The 17,052-nt window shown below is 69.8% G+C and carries 8 protein-coding genes; all 8 read left to right on the forward strand.

The features are described from left to right. Window positions 1-88 precede the first annotated feature (88 nt). Genes FOS14_RS04985 through FOS14_RS05020 form a run of 8 tightly spaced genes read left to right on the forward strand, consistent with a single transcriptional unit; the run spans window position 89 to window position 17,045 of the window. Window positions 89-7,000 (forward strand): type I polyketide synthase, encoded by a 6,912-nt coding sequence (locus FOS14_RS04985; protein WP_143769171.1) that lies wholly within the window; start codon window positions 89-91, stop codon window positions 6,998-7,000. Continuing rightward, window positions 6,993-11,267: a beta-ketoacyl synthase N-terminal-like domain-containing protein gene (locus tag FOS14_RS04990; RefSeq protein WP_185981620.1), complete on the forward strand. Its 4,275-nt coding sequence runs from the start codon at window positions 6,993-6,995 to the stop codon at window positions 11,265-11,267. The genes FOS14_RS04985 and FOS14_RS04990 overlap by 8 nt, the downstream gene beginning before the upstream one ends. Then, the gene (locus tag FOS14_RS04995; protein WP_221936661.1) at window positions 11,264-11,560 is read left to right on the forward strand and encodes a hypothetical protein; all 297 of its coding nucleotides are present in this window, start codon (window positions 11,264-11,266) and stop codon (window positions 11,558-11,560) included. The genes FOS14_RS04990 and FOS14_RS04995 overlap by 4 nt, the downstream gene beginning before the upstream one ends. Window positions 11,561-11,564: 4 nt before the next feature. After that, window positions 11,565-12,314: an alpha/beta fold hydrolase gene (locus FOS14_RS05000; RefSeq protein ID WP_143769173.1), complete on the forward strand. Its 750-nt coding sequence runs from the start codon at window positions 11,565-11,567 to the stop codon at window positions 12,312-12,314. Next, entirely contained in the window at window positions 12,311-13,126 is an 816-nt protein-coding gene (locus tag FOS14_RS05005; protein ID WP_143769174.1) for an alpha/beta fold hydrolase, read from the forward strand. The genes FOS14_RS05000 and FOS14_RS05005 overlap by 4 nt, the downstream gene beginning before the upstream one ends. Then, on the forward strand, window positions 13,126-14,316 hold the full coding sequence (locus FOS14_RS05010; protein WP_143769175.1) for a glycosyltransferase: 1,191 nt from the start codon (window positions 13,126-13,128) through the stop codon (window positions 14,314-14,316). The genes FOS14_RS05005 and FOS14_RS05010 overlap by 1 nt, the downstream gene beginning before the upstream one ends. Continuing rightward, window positions 14,309-15,220 (forward strand): hypothetical protein, encoded by a 912-nt coding sequence (locus FOS14_RS05015; protein WP_143769176.1) that lies wholly within the window; start codon window positions 14,309-14,311, stop codon window positions 15,218-15,220. The genes FOS14_RS05010 and FOS14_RS05015 overlap by 8 nt, the downstream gene beginning before the upstream one ends. After that, on the forward strand, window positions 15,201-17,045 hold the full coding sequence (locus FOS14_RS05020; protein WP_143769177.1) for a class I SAM-dependent methyltransferase: 1,845 nt from the start codon (window positions 15,201-15,203) through the stop codon (window positions 17,043-17,045). The genes FOS14_RS05015 and FOS14_RS05020 overlap by 20 nt, the downstream gene beginning before the upstream one ends. Window positions 17,046-17,052: the final 7 nt, after the last annotated feature.

Below are 17,052 nucleotides of genomic sequence, written 5' to 3' on the forward strand. Positions count from 1 at the left end.
CTCGGGTCCGCATTCACTCTTGATTCGACTGGCCTGTTGTCCGTGGGTTTGCTGCGAGCGGTAGACCGGGTGTTTGGAGATCGTTCGCATGAAGCGTTCCTGGCGAGGCGGCAGTCTGGTCATCGGCGTCAGCCCCTTCGAACAGCCGAACGCAAGGCTGACAGTCGCGGTGTGTCGCGCGGGTGGACTGGGCGTGTTGGATCTCGGCCGGGACAAGACGGCGGCGCTCGCGGCGCTCGGCGACGCCTGCGCATGGTGGAGCGGCGCCTTCGCCGTCCGTGTGCCAGATAGTTGCCCGCTGACACCTGCCGACCTCCCGGAGCAGATCGACACCGTCGTGCTGTCCGCGCTGGCCGACGCTGCCGAATGGGACGGGGCGGGCGCCCGTCGTGTGCTCGTCGAGGTTCGCTCGGTCACCGAGGCCGTGGCCGCGGCCGAGGCCGGCGTGGACGGGCTGATCGCCAAGGGCAGCGAGGCCGGTGGGCTGGTCGGCGAAAGCACCACGTTCGTGCTGCTGCAGCAATTGGCCGCGCGAGTCGAACTGCCGGTGTGGGCGGCTGGCGGCATCGGCATGCACACCGCCCCTGCCGCCGTCGCTGGCGGTGCCGCGGGCGTGGTGCTCGACGCCCAGTTGGCGCTGGTATCGGAGATGGAACTGACCGACACCGTTGCCGCCGCGATCCGCTCGATGGACGGCAGCGAGACCGTGGTCCTCGGTTCCCACCGGGTGTACCTGCGTCCGGATCTACCGGTTGCACAGCTTGCCAACGCGGACACCGACCTCGAGCCGGACACGGTCCGCGCCCGGCTCGGCGCACGCGACCTGCAGTCTCAGCTGCTGCCGATCGGGCAGGAGGGCGGCTTTGCGGCGCGGCTGGCCGACCGGTACGTGACCGCCGGCGGCGTCGTGCAGGCGATTGAGCGGGCCATCCGAGACGACATCGCTGCGGCGGCGCAAGCGTCCGCGCTCGGACCCGAGTCCAGCTTCGCCGCGACGCACAAGCTCGCCCTTCCGGTCGCCCAGGGACCGATGACCCACGTGAGCGACAAAGCAGGGTTCGCCGAAGCGGTCGCGGCCGCTGGCGGATTGCCTTTTTTGGCGCTTTCGCTGCTGTCCGGGGACCGCGCCCGAACACTGCTGCAGGAGACCTCGGACCTGCTTGGTGACAAACCGTGGGGTGCCGGAATCCTCGGATTCGTTCCGGCCGAGCTGCGTCAGGAGCAGCTGGCAGCGGTGCTGGAAGTGCGCCCACCGTGCGTGCTGATCGCGGGCGGTCGCCCGTCGCAGGCGGCCGAGCTGGAGGCGGCCGGGATTCCGAGCTTCCTGCACGTCCCCTCGCCGGGGTTGCTCGCGCAGTTCTTGGCGCATGGGTCTCGGCGGTTCGTGTTCGAGGGCCGCGAGTGCGGCGGACACGTGGGGCCGCGCAGCAGCTTTGCCTTGTGGGAAGCCCAAGTCGCCACTCTGCTCGAGTTCGGCGAGCGCGCCGGGGCCGAATTCTTCGGTGAACTCGAAGTGCTGTTCGCCGGCGGCGTGCACGACTCGCGGTCGGCGGCAATGGTCGCCGCGCTGGCCGCGCCGCTGGTGTCGCGCGGCGCCGGCGTCGGTCTGCTCATGGGCACCGCATATTTGTTCACCGAGGAAGCGGTGGCCGCGGGCGCCATCAAGCCGACCTTTCAACAGGCCGCGCTCGACTGCGATGCCACCGTGCTGCTGGAGACCTCACCCGGGCACTCCACCCGGTGCGCGGACACCACCTATGTCCGGACGTTCCTGCACACCAAGCAACGCTTGATCGACGAGGGTGTCGGTCGCCAACAGATGTGGGCTGAACTCGAGCAGCTCAACCTCGGGCGCTTGCGCATCGCCAGCAAGGGATTGCGTCGCCGCGGCGAGGAGATTCTCGCGGTCGACGACGACGTCCAGCGCACCGACGGCATGGTGATGATCGGTGACATCGCAACCATGCGTTCCGAACTCACCACCGTCGCAGCGATTCACGAGGGCGTCAGCGGCGGCGCGACCGAATACCTGCGCGGCCGTGCCCACGAGCTCGGCTACACCGCATCCGCGCCGAAGCCCGAGCCGAAGCCCGTCGACATCGCCATCGTCGGGATGGCCGGGATCTTCCCGGGCGCCACCGATGCCGCGGAATTCTGGTTCAACGTCCTCGCGGGCGTCGACGCCGTCACCGAGGTCCCCGTGCAGCGCTGGGATCCGGCGATCTATTACGACCCGGCGGCCACCGGCCATTCCGGTGGCGAGAAGACGCCGTCCAAGTGGGGCGGGTTTCTCCCCGACGTTCCGTTCGACGCCCTCGCCTATGGCATCCCGCCGGCGTCCCTGGCCGCGATCGAACCGGTGCAGCTGCTGGCGCTCGAGGTCGCCGCGCGGGCGCTGCGCGACGCGGGGTACGAGGTTCCCGGGCCCAACACGACGGGTCGCCCGGCGCGTCGCTTCGACCGGGACCGGGTGGCGGTGGTTTTCGGCACCGAGCCGGGCACCGACCTCAGCACGGCCTACGGCTTCCGCACGATGTTTCCCACGTACTTCGGCGATCTGCCCGCCGAACTCGATGCGCACCTGCCCCGGCTGACCGAAGACTCGTTTCCCGGCGTGCTCGGCAACGTCATCGCCGGGCGAATCGCGAACCGGCTCGATCTCGGCGGCGCGAACTACACGGTCGACGCGGCGTGCGCGTCGTCACTGGCGGCACTCGACAACGCCTGCAAGGAACTGCAGTCCGGCACCGCAGACATGGTGCTGTGTGGAGGTGCCGACACCCATAACAGCGTCTCGGACTATCTGCTGTTCTCCTCAGTCGGAGCGCTCTCGGCGTCCGGCCGCTGCCGCACCTTCGACTCGTCTGCGGACGGCATCGCGATCGGTGAGGGCGTGGGTTGTCTCGTCCTCAAACGCCTCGCCGACGCCGAGCGCGACGGCGACCGGATCTACGCCGTCGTCAAAGGCATCGCCGGGTCCAGCGATGGGCGTTCGCTCGGACTGACCGCGCCCCGTGCGGACGGTCAGCGGCGCGCGATGGAACGCGCCTACCTGATGTCGGGCCTGTCGCCCGCACAGCTGGGTTTGGTCGAAGCACATGGCACCGGCACGGTGGTGGGTGACCGAACCGAATTGGCCGCGCTGACCGAGGTATTCAGCGAAGCCGGAGCCGAAGCCGGGTCCTGCGCATTGGGATCGGTCAAGTCCCAGATCGGGCATGCCAAGTGCGCGGCCGGCGTAGCCAGCCTGATCAAGACAGCGCGGGCGTTGCATTCGGGTGTGCGCCCGCCGACGGGACACCTGGTCTCGCCGAACGACTACTGGTCCCCGCAGCAAAGCCCTTTCTACTTCGACACCGCGGCCCGGCCCTGGCTGGCTCCGGCCGCGCAACGATTCGCCGGTGTGAGCTCTTTCGGCTTTGGCGGCACCAACTTTCACGCCGTACTGGCCGGGTATGGCGGCGCTGCGGAGCCGAACCACGGACTCGACACCTGGCCCGCAGAGCTGTTTTGCTTCCGTGGCTCCGACCGCGACGAAGCCGCCCGCCAGATGGCGCGCCTCGCCGAACTGCTGACCGCGAACGAGCGTGCCGGTCGGCCCTGGCGACTGCGTGACCTGGCTCGTACGGTCGCGGAGCAGCCGGGCGCGGACCGGCCGGTTCAGGTCGCCGTGGTCCCCTCCGATCTCGATGAACTGGCCGGACAGCTCGACCGCGCGCGCGAATTCGCCGCCGCGCCACAGGCGGGCGTTTTCGTCGCCGACGCCGATCGGAATTCCGGCACAAAGGTGGCGTTCCTGTTCCCCGGGCAGGGCTCGCAGCGAGTTGGCATGCTCGCCGACCTGTTCATCGCGTTCCCGCGCCTGCGGCAATACCTGACTCTCGGTGCCGACTGGTACGACGTCATGTTCCCGGCCGCGGTGTTCAGCCCGGCGGACGTCGCGCGTCAGCGCGAGGCGCTGACCGACACCCGGGTGGCCCAACCCGCGCTCGGCGTGGCCGGGCTCGCGATGCACCAACTGCTGACCACGTTGGGTGTGCAACCCGACGCGGTCGCTGGACACAGTTACGGGGAGTTGGTGGCGCTGTGCGTCGCCGGGGGAATGTCGCCGGAGACGCTGCTCGACATCAGCCGGGTCCGCGGTGCGGCCATCGTTGCCGCCGCCGGCGAGGACCCCGGCGCGATGGCGGCGGTGAGCGCCGGGTCCGACGACGTCGTCGCGCTGCTCGACGCGTCACCCGGCTGCGCGGAAGTGGTCATCGCCAATCACAACGGGCCCAGGCAGACCGTCGTTTCCGGTCCCACCAGCGCGATCGAGGCTGCTGTCGCGGCGTGTGGCGAGCGCGGCCTGTACGCCAAGCGGATCCCCGTTGCGTGCGCATTCCACAGTCCGGTGGTGGCCGGCGCCGCGCAGACTCTCGCGTCGGCCGTCGATGGCCGGCTCGGCGCGCCGACGCTGCCGGTGTGGTCGAACACCACGGCCGAGCCGTACCCAGACACGGATGGTGCTGTCCAATCGCTGCTGGCGCGACAGGTGGCTGAGCCGGTGCGGTTCGTCGAACAGGTCGAGGCGATGTACGCCGCGGGCATTCGCGTGTTCGTCGAGGCTGGTCCGGGACGCGTCCTGACCCAGCTCGTCGGCAAGATCCTGGCCGACAAACCGCATACTGTTGTCGCCTGCGATGCCCCGGGCGAAGCCGGGCTGCGCAGGCTGCTGCTCGCGCTGGCCGAACTGGCCGCCGCCGGCGTTGCGGTCGACACCGCACCGCTGTTCCGTGGCCGCGACGCCGTCCGAGTCGACGAATCGACGCTGCCCCGCCGGCCCGGATGGTTGGTGAACGGCTTCCTCACCCGCACGGCAGATGGCGAGTATCTGCCGGGTGCATTCCAACCCGCCACCGAACTGGAGGTGCAGTCCATGACGACGCTGCAAGGGACTCACCGCGGCACACCGGAGCCGAGCCGCGACGCGATAGTGCTGGAATTCCTGCGCTCGACGCGGGAAATGATGGCCGCACAGCGCGACGTCATGCTCGGCTATCTCGGCGCCCCGGCTCCGGCCGGTTACCAGCCGGTCGCGGCGCCCGTCGTCGTGGACAGCGCCCCGCTGTTGCCGGTTCACGACATGGTCGCGCCACCAGCACCGAGTGCGGCGCGGGCCGAAGCGACGGTGGCGGCGACGCTGACGCCGGAATCGGCGCTGGCCACCCTGCGCGCGGTGGTCAGCGAGCGCACCGGCTACCCGGTCGACATGCTCGAAGCCGACCTCGATCTCGAGGCCGACCTGAGCATCGACTCGATCAAGCGCATCGAGATCTTCGGGGCGTTGCGCGAGCGGATCGACCTGGGCGGCACCGCGGACGTGGACGAGTCGGCGGTCGAGGAGTTGGCCCGGCTGAAGACGCTGCAGGCCACCGTGGACTGGCTGGTGACCCGCTCGGGTGCAGGGGACGGGCAGCAGGCTGAAGCCGCCCCCGAGTCGGCGGGATGCGAGCGCTATGTCGTCGAGTTGCGCGAGCTGCCGAGTGTGCCGACGCCGCGCGTCAACGGATCGGCGCCGCTGACCGGGCGCGACATAGTTGTGGTCGGGGCAGGCACCGAACTCGGCGCCGAGCTGACCAGCCTGGTCGAGCATTGCGGCGGTCAGGTGCGCTGCGTGCCCGCCGGTGCGTTGCCGGACGGTGCGCTGGACATCGTCGTGTACGCGGACGCGGCCGGTTCCGATACTTCGCTGCCGGGTGCCTTCGGGCAGCTGCGCGACGCGGTCCTCGGCGGGGCGCGGCGGCTGGTCATTGCCACCGGTCTCGGTGGCCGGTTCGGCATCGAACAGCCCAGCGCGACCGACCGGTCGGTCGGTCTGCACGGCCTGGCCCGAACCGTCGCCGCGGAGTACCCGCAGCTGGTGGTGCGCGCTGTCGACCTCGATCCGAACGAACCGGCCGCCGCGCTGGCCGCAGCTCTGTTCGCCGAAGCTGTTGATGCCGAGCCGCTGCCGGGCGTGTCGGTCGGGTACCGCGGCGCACAACGGGCGTGCCTGCAGGTGGTTGCCGCACCGCTTCCGGAGGCGAGCGCCGACTCGGTTGCCGGCGCGCTGCCGTTGGGTCCATCGTCAGTGGTGCTGCTGACCGGCGGGGCCCGCGGGATCACCGCCAAGGTGGCGGTTGGGTTGGCCAAAGCCACCGGGTGCCACATCGAGCTGATCGGGCGCACGGTCGCGCCCCGAGAGCCGGAATCCGCGGCGACAGCCCATGCCGAGGACCGAATGGCGCTGCGCCGGGCAGTGATCGAGCAGGGTGTTCGGGTGCCGGCCGAGGTTGAGGCGGCTGTTGCCCGGCTCCTTGCCGAGCGTGAAGTGCGCCGCACCCTGACCGAACTCGACGCTGCCGCTGCCTCGGTGCACTATCACGCGATCGACGTCCGCGACGCCGACGCGGTGGCTGCCGTGGTGGAAGGCATCTACTCGCGGCACGGCCGGCTCGACGGTGTCGTCCACGGTGCTGGCCTGCTCGAAGACCGTCTGCTCGTGGACAAGACCCAGGAGTCCTTCGAGCGGGTATTCGCCACCAAGGTCGACGGCGCCCGGGCACTGACTGCAGTGGTCCGCAACGACCTCGAGTTCCTGGTGCTGTTCGGCAGCGTGTCCGGGGTTTATGGAAACCGCGGTCAGGTCGACTACTCCGCCGCCAACGACGCCCTGGACTGTCTGGCCCGCCGCTGGTCGACCCAGCTGCCGGGCAGGGTGGTTTCGGTGGACTGGGGGCCGTGGGCGCCAGCCGAAGGCGGGATGGTCTCCGAGGAGTTGATGCGCGAATACGCCCGCCGCGGGGTCGGAGTGATCAGCCACGACGACGGTGTCGCTGCGTTGTTGCGTGAACTTGCGCATGGGCCCAGCAGCGATTCTCAGGTCGTGTACGCCGTGGGATCGCCGGACGTGTTTGCCGGTCACCCGGCAACCGACGCCGAGGTCGCCACGAAGGGTGCGGGCGGGCTTGGTGGCTGACGATCGCCGGGCCGGCAGCGGTGCGATCGCCATCGTCGGCGTCGGTGCGGTGTTTCCCGGCGCCGCCGACGCGGCCGCCTATTGGCGCAACATTGTCGACGGCGTCGACGCGATCAGTGCGGCACCCGCCAACCGCTGGGACCCTTCCTACTACCGTCCGGAACTTCCGCCGGCGAGCGACCGGTTGTATTGCCGCCGCGGTGGTTTCATCGATGACTTGGCCACTTTCGACGCGGCCGGATTCGGCATCATGCCGGTGGCCGCGGCAGGCGGTGAGCCGGACCAGATGCTCGCGCTGCGGGTGGCGGCCGAGACGATTGCGGACGCCGGCGGCGCCGACCGGTTGACCGACCGCAGCCGCGTCGGGGTGATTCTCGGCCGCGGCGGCTATTTGTCGCCGGCCGGCGTCCGGCTCGATCAGCGGGTGCGCACGGCACACCAGTTGGTGGCCACGTTGCGCGAGCTCGTGCCGGGCCTCGGCGCCGACGAACTCGACCGCGTCCGGCAGGCATTCCAGGACAAGCTCGGCCCCGAGCGTCCGGAGGCCGCAATCGGTTTGGTGCCGAACCTGGCCGCCTCCCGCATCGCAAACCGTCTGGACCTGCAGGGTCCGGCCTACACGATCGATGCCGCGTGCGCGTCGTCGCTGGTGGCCGTCGATCAGGCGATCGGCGAACTCACCAGCGGCCGTTGCGATCTGGTGCTGGCCGGGGGTGTCCACCACACCCACGACATCACCTTCTGGTCGGTGTTCACGCAGCTCGGTGCGCTCAGCCGCAGCGAGCAGATTCGCCCCTTCCATCGCGGTGCCGACGGCCTGCTCATCGGTGAAGGCACGGGCATGGTGGCACTCAAGCGACTCGCCGACGCTGAGCGCGACGGTGACCGGGTGTATGCGGTGATCCGGGGCAGCGGTGTGTCGAGCGATGGCCGGGCATCGACCCTGATGGCGCCGCGCATGCAGGGGCAGGTGCTGGCCTTGACGCGGGCGTGGCAGGCCGCCGGGCTCGACCCCACCGCCGACGGCGCGCTCGGCCTGCTCGAGGCGCACGGCACCGCCACCCCGGCGGGTGATCAAGCCGAATTGGCAACGCTTACCGAGGTTTTCGGTGGCGGCCAGCCGACCATCGGCTTGGGATCGGTGAAGTCGATGATCGGGCACACCATGCCCGCTGCGGGGATCGCCGGGCTGATCAAGGCGGCGCTCGCTGTGCACCACGCCGTCTTGCCGCCCACTCTGCACTGCGACGATCCGCATCCAGGCTTCGCCGACTCGCGGTTCTACCCGTTGACCGACGCTCAGCCGTGGGACAGCCCAATCCGGCGGGCGGCCGTGGACGCCTTCGGTTTCGGCGGAATCAATGCCCACGTGATCATCGAGCAGCCACCCGGCGCCGCCGCGAGTGTCGGCTATGCGACGCCAGACCCGGCGGAGAAGATCCTGCTGCTCGCCGCCGCCACGCCGGACGAGCTCGCCCGTCAGCTCGACGTCGAGGACGCGCGCCTGATCGACGCGGCCGGCGGCACGCCCGGCGCCGGAACCGTCCGGTTGGCCGTCATCGCTCCCGACGCTCGCCGGCTCGCCTTGGCGCGCAAAGTCGTTGCGCGCGGCAAACCTTGGTACGGCCGCAACGACATCTATTTCGCGCCACAGCCGTTGGCCACACGTCCCGATCAGGTGGCGTTCGTGTTTCCCGGGCTCGAACCCGAGCCGGTCGGGCGGCCGAGTGCCGAGTTGACTGCGCATTTCGGGCTGGAGCCGATCGAGTGGCGCACGGGTGACCACTTCGTCGACCACGCCATCAATCTGCTGCGCGTGAGTCGCTGTGAGGCCGCGGCGCTCGCGCAGCTAGGTATCCGTCCGGGCGCGTTGGCCGGACACAGCCTCGGCGAGTGGACGGCCATGCTGGAGGGCGGAATGTTCAGCGCCGCCGACGCCGACGAATTCATGACGGCCCTGGAAGGCGGGCAGGTTCCCGACCTGATTTATGCGGCAGCGGGTTGCTCGGCCGATGATGCGGCGTCGGCGCTGGGCGATCTGCTCGGCCCGGACGGTGTCGTGGTCACGCACGACAACTGCCCGCACCAGTCGGTGATCTGCGGCCACCCCGAGCGCATCGACGCGGCGATCGCCCGACTCCTCGACCGCGGGGTGCTCGCCCAGGTGGTGCCGATTCGCTCCGGATTTCATTCCCCCATGCTCGAGTCGCACCTGTCCGCCGCGCACAAGGGGCTCGATCACCTGCCGCCGCGGCCGGCACGGCTGCCGGTATGGTCGGCGACCACGGTCGCCCCGTTCCCCGCCGATCCGGATGAGGTGCGCGAGTTGGTGCTGCGGCACCTGATCGAACGGGTCCGGTTCCGTCCGATGATCGAGCGCATGCACGACACCGGAATTCGAGTGTTCGTGCAGGTCGGCCCGGGGAGCCTGCCGGGGTTCGTCGAGGACACGCTGCGCGGGCGCGAGCACCTCACGGTGGCGTCCAACGCACCCGGACGCGGCGCACTCGACCAGTTGCGTCGGGTCGGCGCAGCGCTGTGGGCGGCCGGGCTGCGGCCCCGGTTGGACCGCTTACCTGGCGAACATCGGGAAGGCTCGCCGAGGTCGCCGGGCATGCGCCTCGACCTGGGCAGCCCGCTGGTCCGACTCGACGGCACCGTCCCGCCGGTCACGCTCGCGTCCGTGCCGGACGCAGTCGGCCACTCGGACCCGATCCTGGCCGAACTCGACGCCTTGGTAGCTGACGTCAGCGCGGGCTCGCGCGAAATCCTCGCCGCCTGGCGTGCGCGCGAACCCCGCCCGGTTGCGACCGCGCCGCGGGCGCTGACCTGCACCGAGGTGGTGTCGCTGCAGACAATGCCGGAACTGCTCGACCACTCCATCATCGGCACGCCACCGGGCTGGCCCGACGCTACCGACCGCTTCCCGGTGGTGCCGATGACCAGCATGCTCGAACTGATGGCGCAAGCCGCTGCGCGGTTGGCGCCGGGCGCGAAGCTGATCGGGTGGACCAAGGTGCGGGCACTGCGCTGGCTCGCGGCAGCGCCGGCGACAACGGTGACGATCCGCGCCGAAATCGCCGCCGGCGAGCGCAACGGCGAGACAAGCGTCGAGGTCACCATCGAAGGCCACGCCACCGGCACGGTGCTGTTCGCCGATGCCTACCCGTCCGCACCCGCACCGAGCACAGAACCATTGGCCGGTGAGCGCCCGCCCACGGTCACGGCCGCCCAACTGTACGAGCGCCGGCACATGTTCCACGGCTCGCGCTTCGCCGGAATCGCCGAACTCACCGCCGACGCCGATCGCGGAGTACGCGCGGTGCTGCGCAATTTGCCGACGCGCGGGACGCTCTTCGACGCGGTCGGTCAGGTGATCGGGCACTGGGCGCAGCAGTCCCTGGCTGAGGACCGGATGGTGTTTCCGTCGAGCATCGACGCGATCCGGTTGTACGGGCCGATGCCAGCCGCCGGGGCACTGTTGCGGCAGACGGCGTGGATTCGCGAGATCGGGCCGGCCACCATGCGTTCGGACAGCGAGTTGGTGGAGGCTTCCGGGGCGGTGTTCGCCCGAGTGGAAGGCTGGACGAACATCCGGATCGGCGGCAACGATCGCACCTGGCAGATGCAGTTGCGGCCGGACGCTGCGGGGCTGGCCGACGTCCAGGACGGCGGATGGTGCCTGGTGCAGGAGTTCTGGGCCGACACCCGCACCCGCGAGATCACTATGCGAAGCTTCATGAACGCCACCGAACGGGCGGAGTACGAGCGGCTGGACCCGATGCATCAGCGCCAGTGGCTGCTCGGCCGGATCGCCGCCAAAGACGCCGTGCGCCAGACACTCTGGGACAGCGGGCGAACATCGGTGTTCTGCTGCGAGGTGACCGTCGGTCGTGGCGACGATGGCCGCGCGACCGTGGCAGCGGCGGGTTTGTCACCGCAGACCTCGCTCGCCTTCGCGAACACCGCGTGCCGCGGACGCGACCCGGGCCTGGGTGTTGCGCTGGTGGGCACCGGCTTTGTGGCGATCGGCATCGAGCCCGTCGCCGGTGACGAGGCGGCGGCCGCCGTCGTGGCCGCGACGCGGGCGATTTCGGAGGCGCTCGGCGGCGACCCGCAGCTGGCGGCACGGGCTAGTGTCGATGGCTCGGACATTGCCGTGGCGGTTTCGGCGGGGGAGAAGATTTGGCAGTGTCACGCTCGGCCGGTGCAGACCGGCGGGCGCCGCCACGTCGTGGCGTGGTGCAAGGAAGGAATACATCAATGATGGCAACAACGAGTGAGCACGGTGCGGTGTTCGACGAGGTCGTGCGGATGCTCACCGAGGTGATCGGCGACGAGTTCCTGCTCGACATCGAGGTCACTCCGGAAACGACGTTCAGCGACGACCTCGCCGTCGAGAGCGTCGAATTCGTGGCGCTCGGGCAGAAACTGCAGCAGCGCTACGGCGACAAGGTGAACTTCGTCGCGTTCGTCTCGGACCTCGACATCGACGAAATCACCGCCCTCGACGTGGGCACCGTCGTCGGTCACATCGAAAAGTGCCTCGCGCAGGGCTGACGCTATGGGTTTTGTCAGGGTGCGCGGCGCCCGCTTCCACACGGTCGACCTCGGTTCGGACGGTCCGGACGTCGTTATGGTGCACGGACTGTTCACCGGCAGTGTCGCGTCCTGGTACCTGACCGCGGCGCCGCTGCTGTCCGAGCACGCCCGGGTGCGGTTGCTCGACTGGCGCGGACACGGTCTCAGCGAGCGCACCCCGAGCGGGTATGGGTCGGAGGCCATGGCCGCCGATCTAGCCGCCCTGACGGCCGACCTTTCTCAGTTCACCCTCGTCGGGCACAGTTTCGGGGCGATTGTCGCGACCCGGTTCGCGCGCGCGTGGCCGGAGCGCGTGGCCCAGGTCGTGTTGGTGGACCCGCCGCTGGGCCCGGCAATCGGTTCCTGGTGGACGCCGCGAGAAACGGAACTGATCGCCGCGCGGGCGGCCGCGCTCGACGCCTCGACACCGCCCGCCCGGCGTGAACCGGCCAACACGATCGGCAAGCTGTTGGCGCATACCTCGGTCACCGCGGAACTGGAGGCGGAGTCGCCGTTCGGAGCCGCGCAGATCGCGGAAATCGGTGATGTGCCAGTGCTTGTCGTCGTCGGGTCCGAATCGCCGTTCCGGGCGGCGGCGGACGCCCTGACCGGCGTGCATCCGCGGCTCGAGCAGTGTGTGCTGCCCGGCGGCCACGACGTGCACGTGGAGTCGAAGCAGGAACTGGCAAAGCTGTTGAGCGAGATCGCCGGCGAGCCGGAGGTCTGCGGGTGAACACCGAAACCGCAAGGGGCCTGCGCTTTCACGTGCAGCAGATTCCACCGGCGCAACCCGGATCCGGTATCGGCGTGCCGATCGTGTTCCTGCACGGGCTTGCCGTTGACGATCTGTCGAGTTTCTACTTCACGCTGGCAAGTCCGCTGGCCCGGGCCGGCGCCGAGGCGATTCTTTATGACCAGCGCGGCCAAGGGCTTTCGGACCGGCCGCCCACCGGCTACGCGATTGCCGACGCCGTCGCGGATCTGTTCGCCGTGCTCGACGCGCTCGCTGTCGATCGGCCGGTGGTGTTGGTGGGCAACAGTTTCGGTGGCATGGTCGCCGGTTACGCGGCGCTGGCGCGGCCGGAGCGGGTCGCCGGCCTGGTCTTCGTGGAGTCCACGTGTGCCGGCCCGGTTGCCGAGGACTGGCTGGAAAGCATGGTCAATTCGCTGAGCGTGGCCGCGCTCTTGCTCGAACACGAACGCACCCACGAACAGTGCGGCGCAGCGGGTTTGCGCAAGGCGGCGAAGAAGCTCACCGGAATGCACCGCTTGCTCGAAACGACGTCGATCATCGAGGATCTCGCCGCGGAGGTGCCGTTGCCCGCGGAGCGTCTTGCGGAACTGAGCTGCCCGGTGCTCGGCGTCTACGGCGAACACTCGTTCCTTTTGCCCGCCGCCGACGACCTGCGCCGATACGTCCGCGACTGCCGGATCGAAGTCTTGCCGGACGAGAACCATTCGGTGCTCGGTCAGGCCACGGGGGTGTTGTGCGACATCGTCGTCGATTGGCTGGCGCGGTCGGTGACCTTGGCGGAGGCCCGTTGATGAGCCGATTCCTGTTTGTCGTTCCGCCTCTCGCCGGGCACATCAATCCGACGATCGGCGTGGGCGCCGAGTTGCTCGCGCGCCGGCATTCGGTCGCCTGGGCCGGGTTTCGGCACGGGCTCGAGGCTCGCCTGCCCCAAGGTGCACGCCTGTTCCCCGTTGGCGGCGACATCGACGCCGCCAATTTGCGTGCCCCCCATGAGCAATGGTTGCAGCTGCGGGGGACCGCCGAACTGAAGTTCTTTTGGGAGGACTTTCTGATCCCGCTCGCCGACGTGATGCTGCCGGGCGTTCAAGACGCGATCACCGAGTTCGAGCCCGATGTGGTGGTGTGTGATCAGCAGGCGCTGGCGGGTCCGCTCGCGGCTCGCCGCGCGGGTCGGCCGTGGGTGACGTCGGCGAGCACGTCATCGGAGATCACCCGCCCGCTGGCGGCCATGCCGAAGGTCGATGACTGGGTCCGGGACTGCATGACGCAGTTGCAGCGCCGCAACGACATCGGCGAGCCCGTCGACCTGCGCTGGTCCGAGGACCTGGTGCTGGTGTTTTCTACGCAGGCGTTGACCGGGCCCATCGCCGAACTGCCCGAGCATGTTTCGTTCGTCGGCCCGGCGGCGGTGCCGGCCGATGAGGAGCAACCCGAATTCCCGTGGGACTGGCTCGATCCGGCGCGGCGCACCGTGCTCGCGTCGTTGGGCACGTTGAATGCGGAAGCGGGAGTCGGGTTTTACCGGACGCTCATCGAGGCGGTCGGCAGGCTGGGTGAACCCATTCAGCTCGTCGTGGTGGCGCCGCCCGAGTTGATTCCGGACCCGCCCGAGCATGTGCTGGTGCGCCGCATCGTCCCGCAGCGCGCCCTGCTGCCGCGAGTGGCCGCGGTGGTCAGTCACGGCGGGCACAACACCGTGTGTGAGGCGTTGACGCTCGGGATTCCATTGGTGGTGGCCCCTATTCGCGACGACCAGCCGATCATCGCCCAGCAGGTCGCCGACGCGGGCGCCGGGGTACGGGTCAGCTTTGCCCGGGTGCGGGCGACCGCGTTGGCCGACGCGCTCGGTGCCGTCCTCGACCAGGAGACGTATCGGGCGGGCGCGCGGCGCATCGCGGAATCGTTCGCGACGGCGGGCGGCGCCGGACTCGCCGCGGATCGGCTGGTCGAACTAGTAGCGGTGGGAGCCGGCCATGGATGATCACCACCTCGTACAGGGCCTGCTGGATTCGGTACATGCGGGCGTCTACGGCGGCGCGGCCGCGGAGTCGTGGAACGCGCCCGGCGCGGTGCCGCTGCTCGCCGACGACTCCTTCGAACTGTGTTTCCCGGTCCAGTTCGGTGCGACGGTCGCCATCGACCCGCGTGCCGATGACCAGGTTGCGGTGCGCTGGGCGAACAAGCTTGCCGAATTCCAGCAGGTGTCGCTCGACGAGTTGACCGTTGGCGCCGCGCCGACCGCGCCGCACGCAGTCGTCGCCGCATTGCGGGAGCGGGGGTGCGGGCTCGGCGGGGTGGCCATCACCGTGCACACCGATGTGCCGCACGACGTCGGCGCAGCGGCCGCGGTGGCGATCGGCAGTGCCACGGCGCTAGCGGTGCGCTCCGTGTATGCGCTGGAGGTCGCCGACGATGACCTCGTGGAGTTGGTCGCGGGCGCACTGCAGGTGTTCGGTGTCGCCGAAGCGACTCTCGGTATGGTCGGGGCGTCGATGCTGGGCAGCAGCGATCGCGCGGTCGTCCATGACCGCCGGTGCGGATCCTTAACGTTCGCGCCGTTCGACCCCGATTCGGCCAGGCAGCGAATTCTTGTCGTGGACACCGAGATTCGTGGTTCCCGTACCGGTCCGGGCGTCGAACAAGACGTCGCCGTTGCCGCCGCGATCGGCGCCGGCGCTCTGGGGGCCCGCGCGATAAGCGACGGTCTGGGCGCCCCGGTCGTTGCCCTCGTTCCCATCGAACGTGTGCGGCCGGTGCGAGCGGCGGTGAACCGGGAGTTTCTCGCTCGCAACTGGCGACAGCCCCGCTTTCTGACCACCGCGCAGGTTCGCACGGCACAACGGACTTCGCACGAGAGGGGGAGCAGTGCAGCGGTTGCCCGGTAGGTCGACACTCGGCTGGCTCGCGGCCGTGACCGCGGCGGGAATCACGGTGAACGGGCTGCGGCTGCGCCGGCGCGCCGCAGCGTTGGCGACACTCGTGCCCACGCAGCGTCCGGTCGATCCCGAGCACCGGTTTCTGGTGGCATCCGGTGTGCGTCTCGACGACGACACCGCAAGGGCGGCAAGTGCATTCGCGAGTGATAACGATCTTTCGGTGCTCGACCTGGTGCCTGCCGACCTGCCCTTCGACAATGCCCTGGACCTGTTGCGCGGGGTGGACCCGGCGGCGTATCGCGATGGGCGGTTCGCGGCGGGGCGCGGCGCCTGCCATGCGGTGCTCGCGCATACCGACGTGTTGCAGCGGGCGGGGATCGCGGTGCACGACGATCTTGATCCCGCAGAACTCGCGCGAATCACCGTGCAACTCAAGCTGTTCGCCGCCGACTCCACCGATCTGGCAGTGGCCCCGGGGTTGCGCGCACGTGCCGACGACACCGCGACCCGACTCGCGTTGCGGGCCGCCGCGGCGGCTCAGGCCGGTACCGACGCGTTGCTGGTGGCCGGACCGCCGGTTGTGCACGCGGCGCTGGCGGCGGCCACCGTTGCGGCGCAGCCCGCCGCTGCCGCCGGGGTAGCGGCGCTGGCCGCGCAGCCCGCGCTGGTCTTCGCCGGATCGCCGCTGCGCCCGCGCGACCTGACGGCCGCGAGCATGGTCGCAAGAGCGTGGCGACGCCCGCGCGATTGGTTGCGGGCCCAGCAGGCCACGCCGCCCGCGGAAAAGCCTGAGCAGGATCCGCAAGTTCGGGCCCGCTACGCCGCCGACCTGACCGACGGTCTGGCGCGGTTCAGTCAGGAGCGCTCCGCCACGTGCCCATGGTGTGGCTCAGCCGAATTGACCTCCCGCGTGGTCAGTCCCGATCACCTGCAGGGTAAGCCGGGCAACTTCACGCTGGACCGGTGCGACTCCTGCGGCCACACCTTCCAAAACCCGCGACTCAACGACGCGGGCCTCGAGTTCTACTACCGCGACTTCTATGACGGCCTCGGCGCCGGACCGATGCAGTTGGCTTTCGCCTTCGGCGGCACCAGCTATCGCGACCGGGCGCGGTTCGTCGCCCGCCACACCCAGCCGGCCACCTGGCTCGATGTGGGCACCGGTCTCGGGTCGTTCGGCCTCGCCGCGCAGGAAGTGTTGCCACATACGCACTTCGACGGCCTCGACCGCAGCGACAACGTGGTCGAAGGGCAACGGCGGGGCTGGTTGCGCCGGGGAATCCAAGCCAGCTTCACCGACGTCGCCGATGAAATATCGGGCCGTTATGACGTGGTGAGTATGCACCACTACCTCGAGCACACCACCGAGCCGCTCGCCGAATTGGATGCCGCCGCAAAGATTTTGAAAGCGGGCGGGTACCTGTCCATCGAGGTTCCCGACCCCGAGTCGCGCTTCGCCGACGCGCTCGGGCAGTGGTGGATGCCGTGGCTGCAACCGCAACACCTGCACATGATTCCAGCCGGGAATCTCGTGGCGGCGCTCGCGGACCGCGGACTGACCACGGTGGAAGTGCAGCGGGCCCCGGCGAACCAGTCCGGTGATCTGGCGATGGCCGTGCTGCTGGCGTTCCTTCGCTTTGCCCGCGACCCGAACCTGCCCTGGCTGCCCGAACGCGACGACCCCACGCATATCCCGCGACTACTGGTCGGCGGTGCGGTGGCGGCCCCGCTCGGTGCCGCGGCGTTCACGGCGGACAAAGCGTTCGACTGGTATCTGCGCCGCACCGACGGGGTGGGCAACGCCTACCGGGTTCTGGCGCGCAAGGACGCATGAAAGGGAC

The sequence above is a fragment of the Skermania sp. ID1734 genome, from assembly GCF_007489285.1.
Classification (GTDB): Bacteria; Actinomycetota; Actinomycetes; order Mycobacteriales; family Mycobacteriaceae; genus ID1734.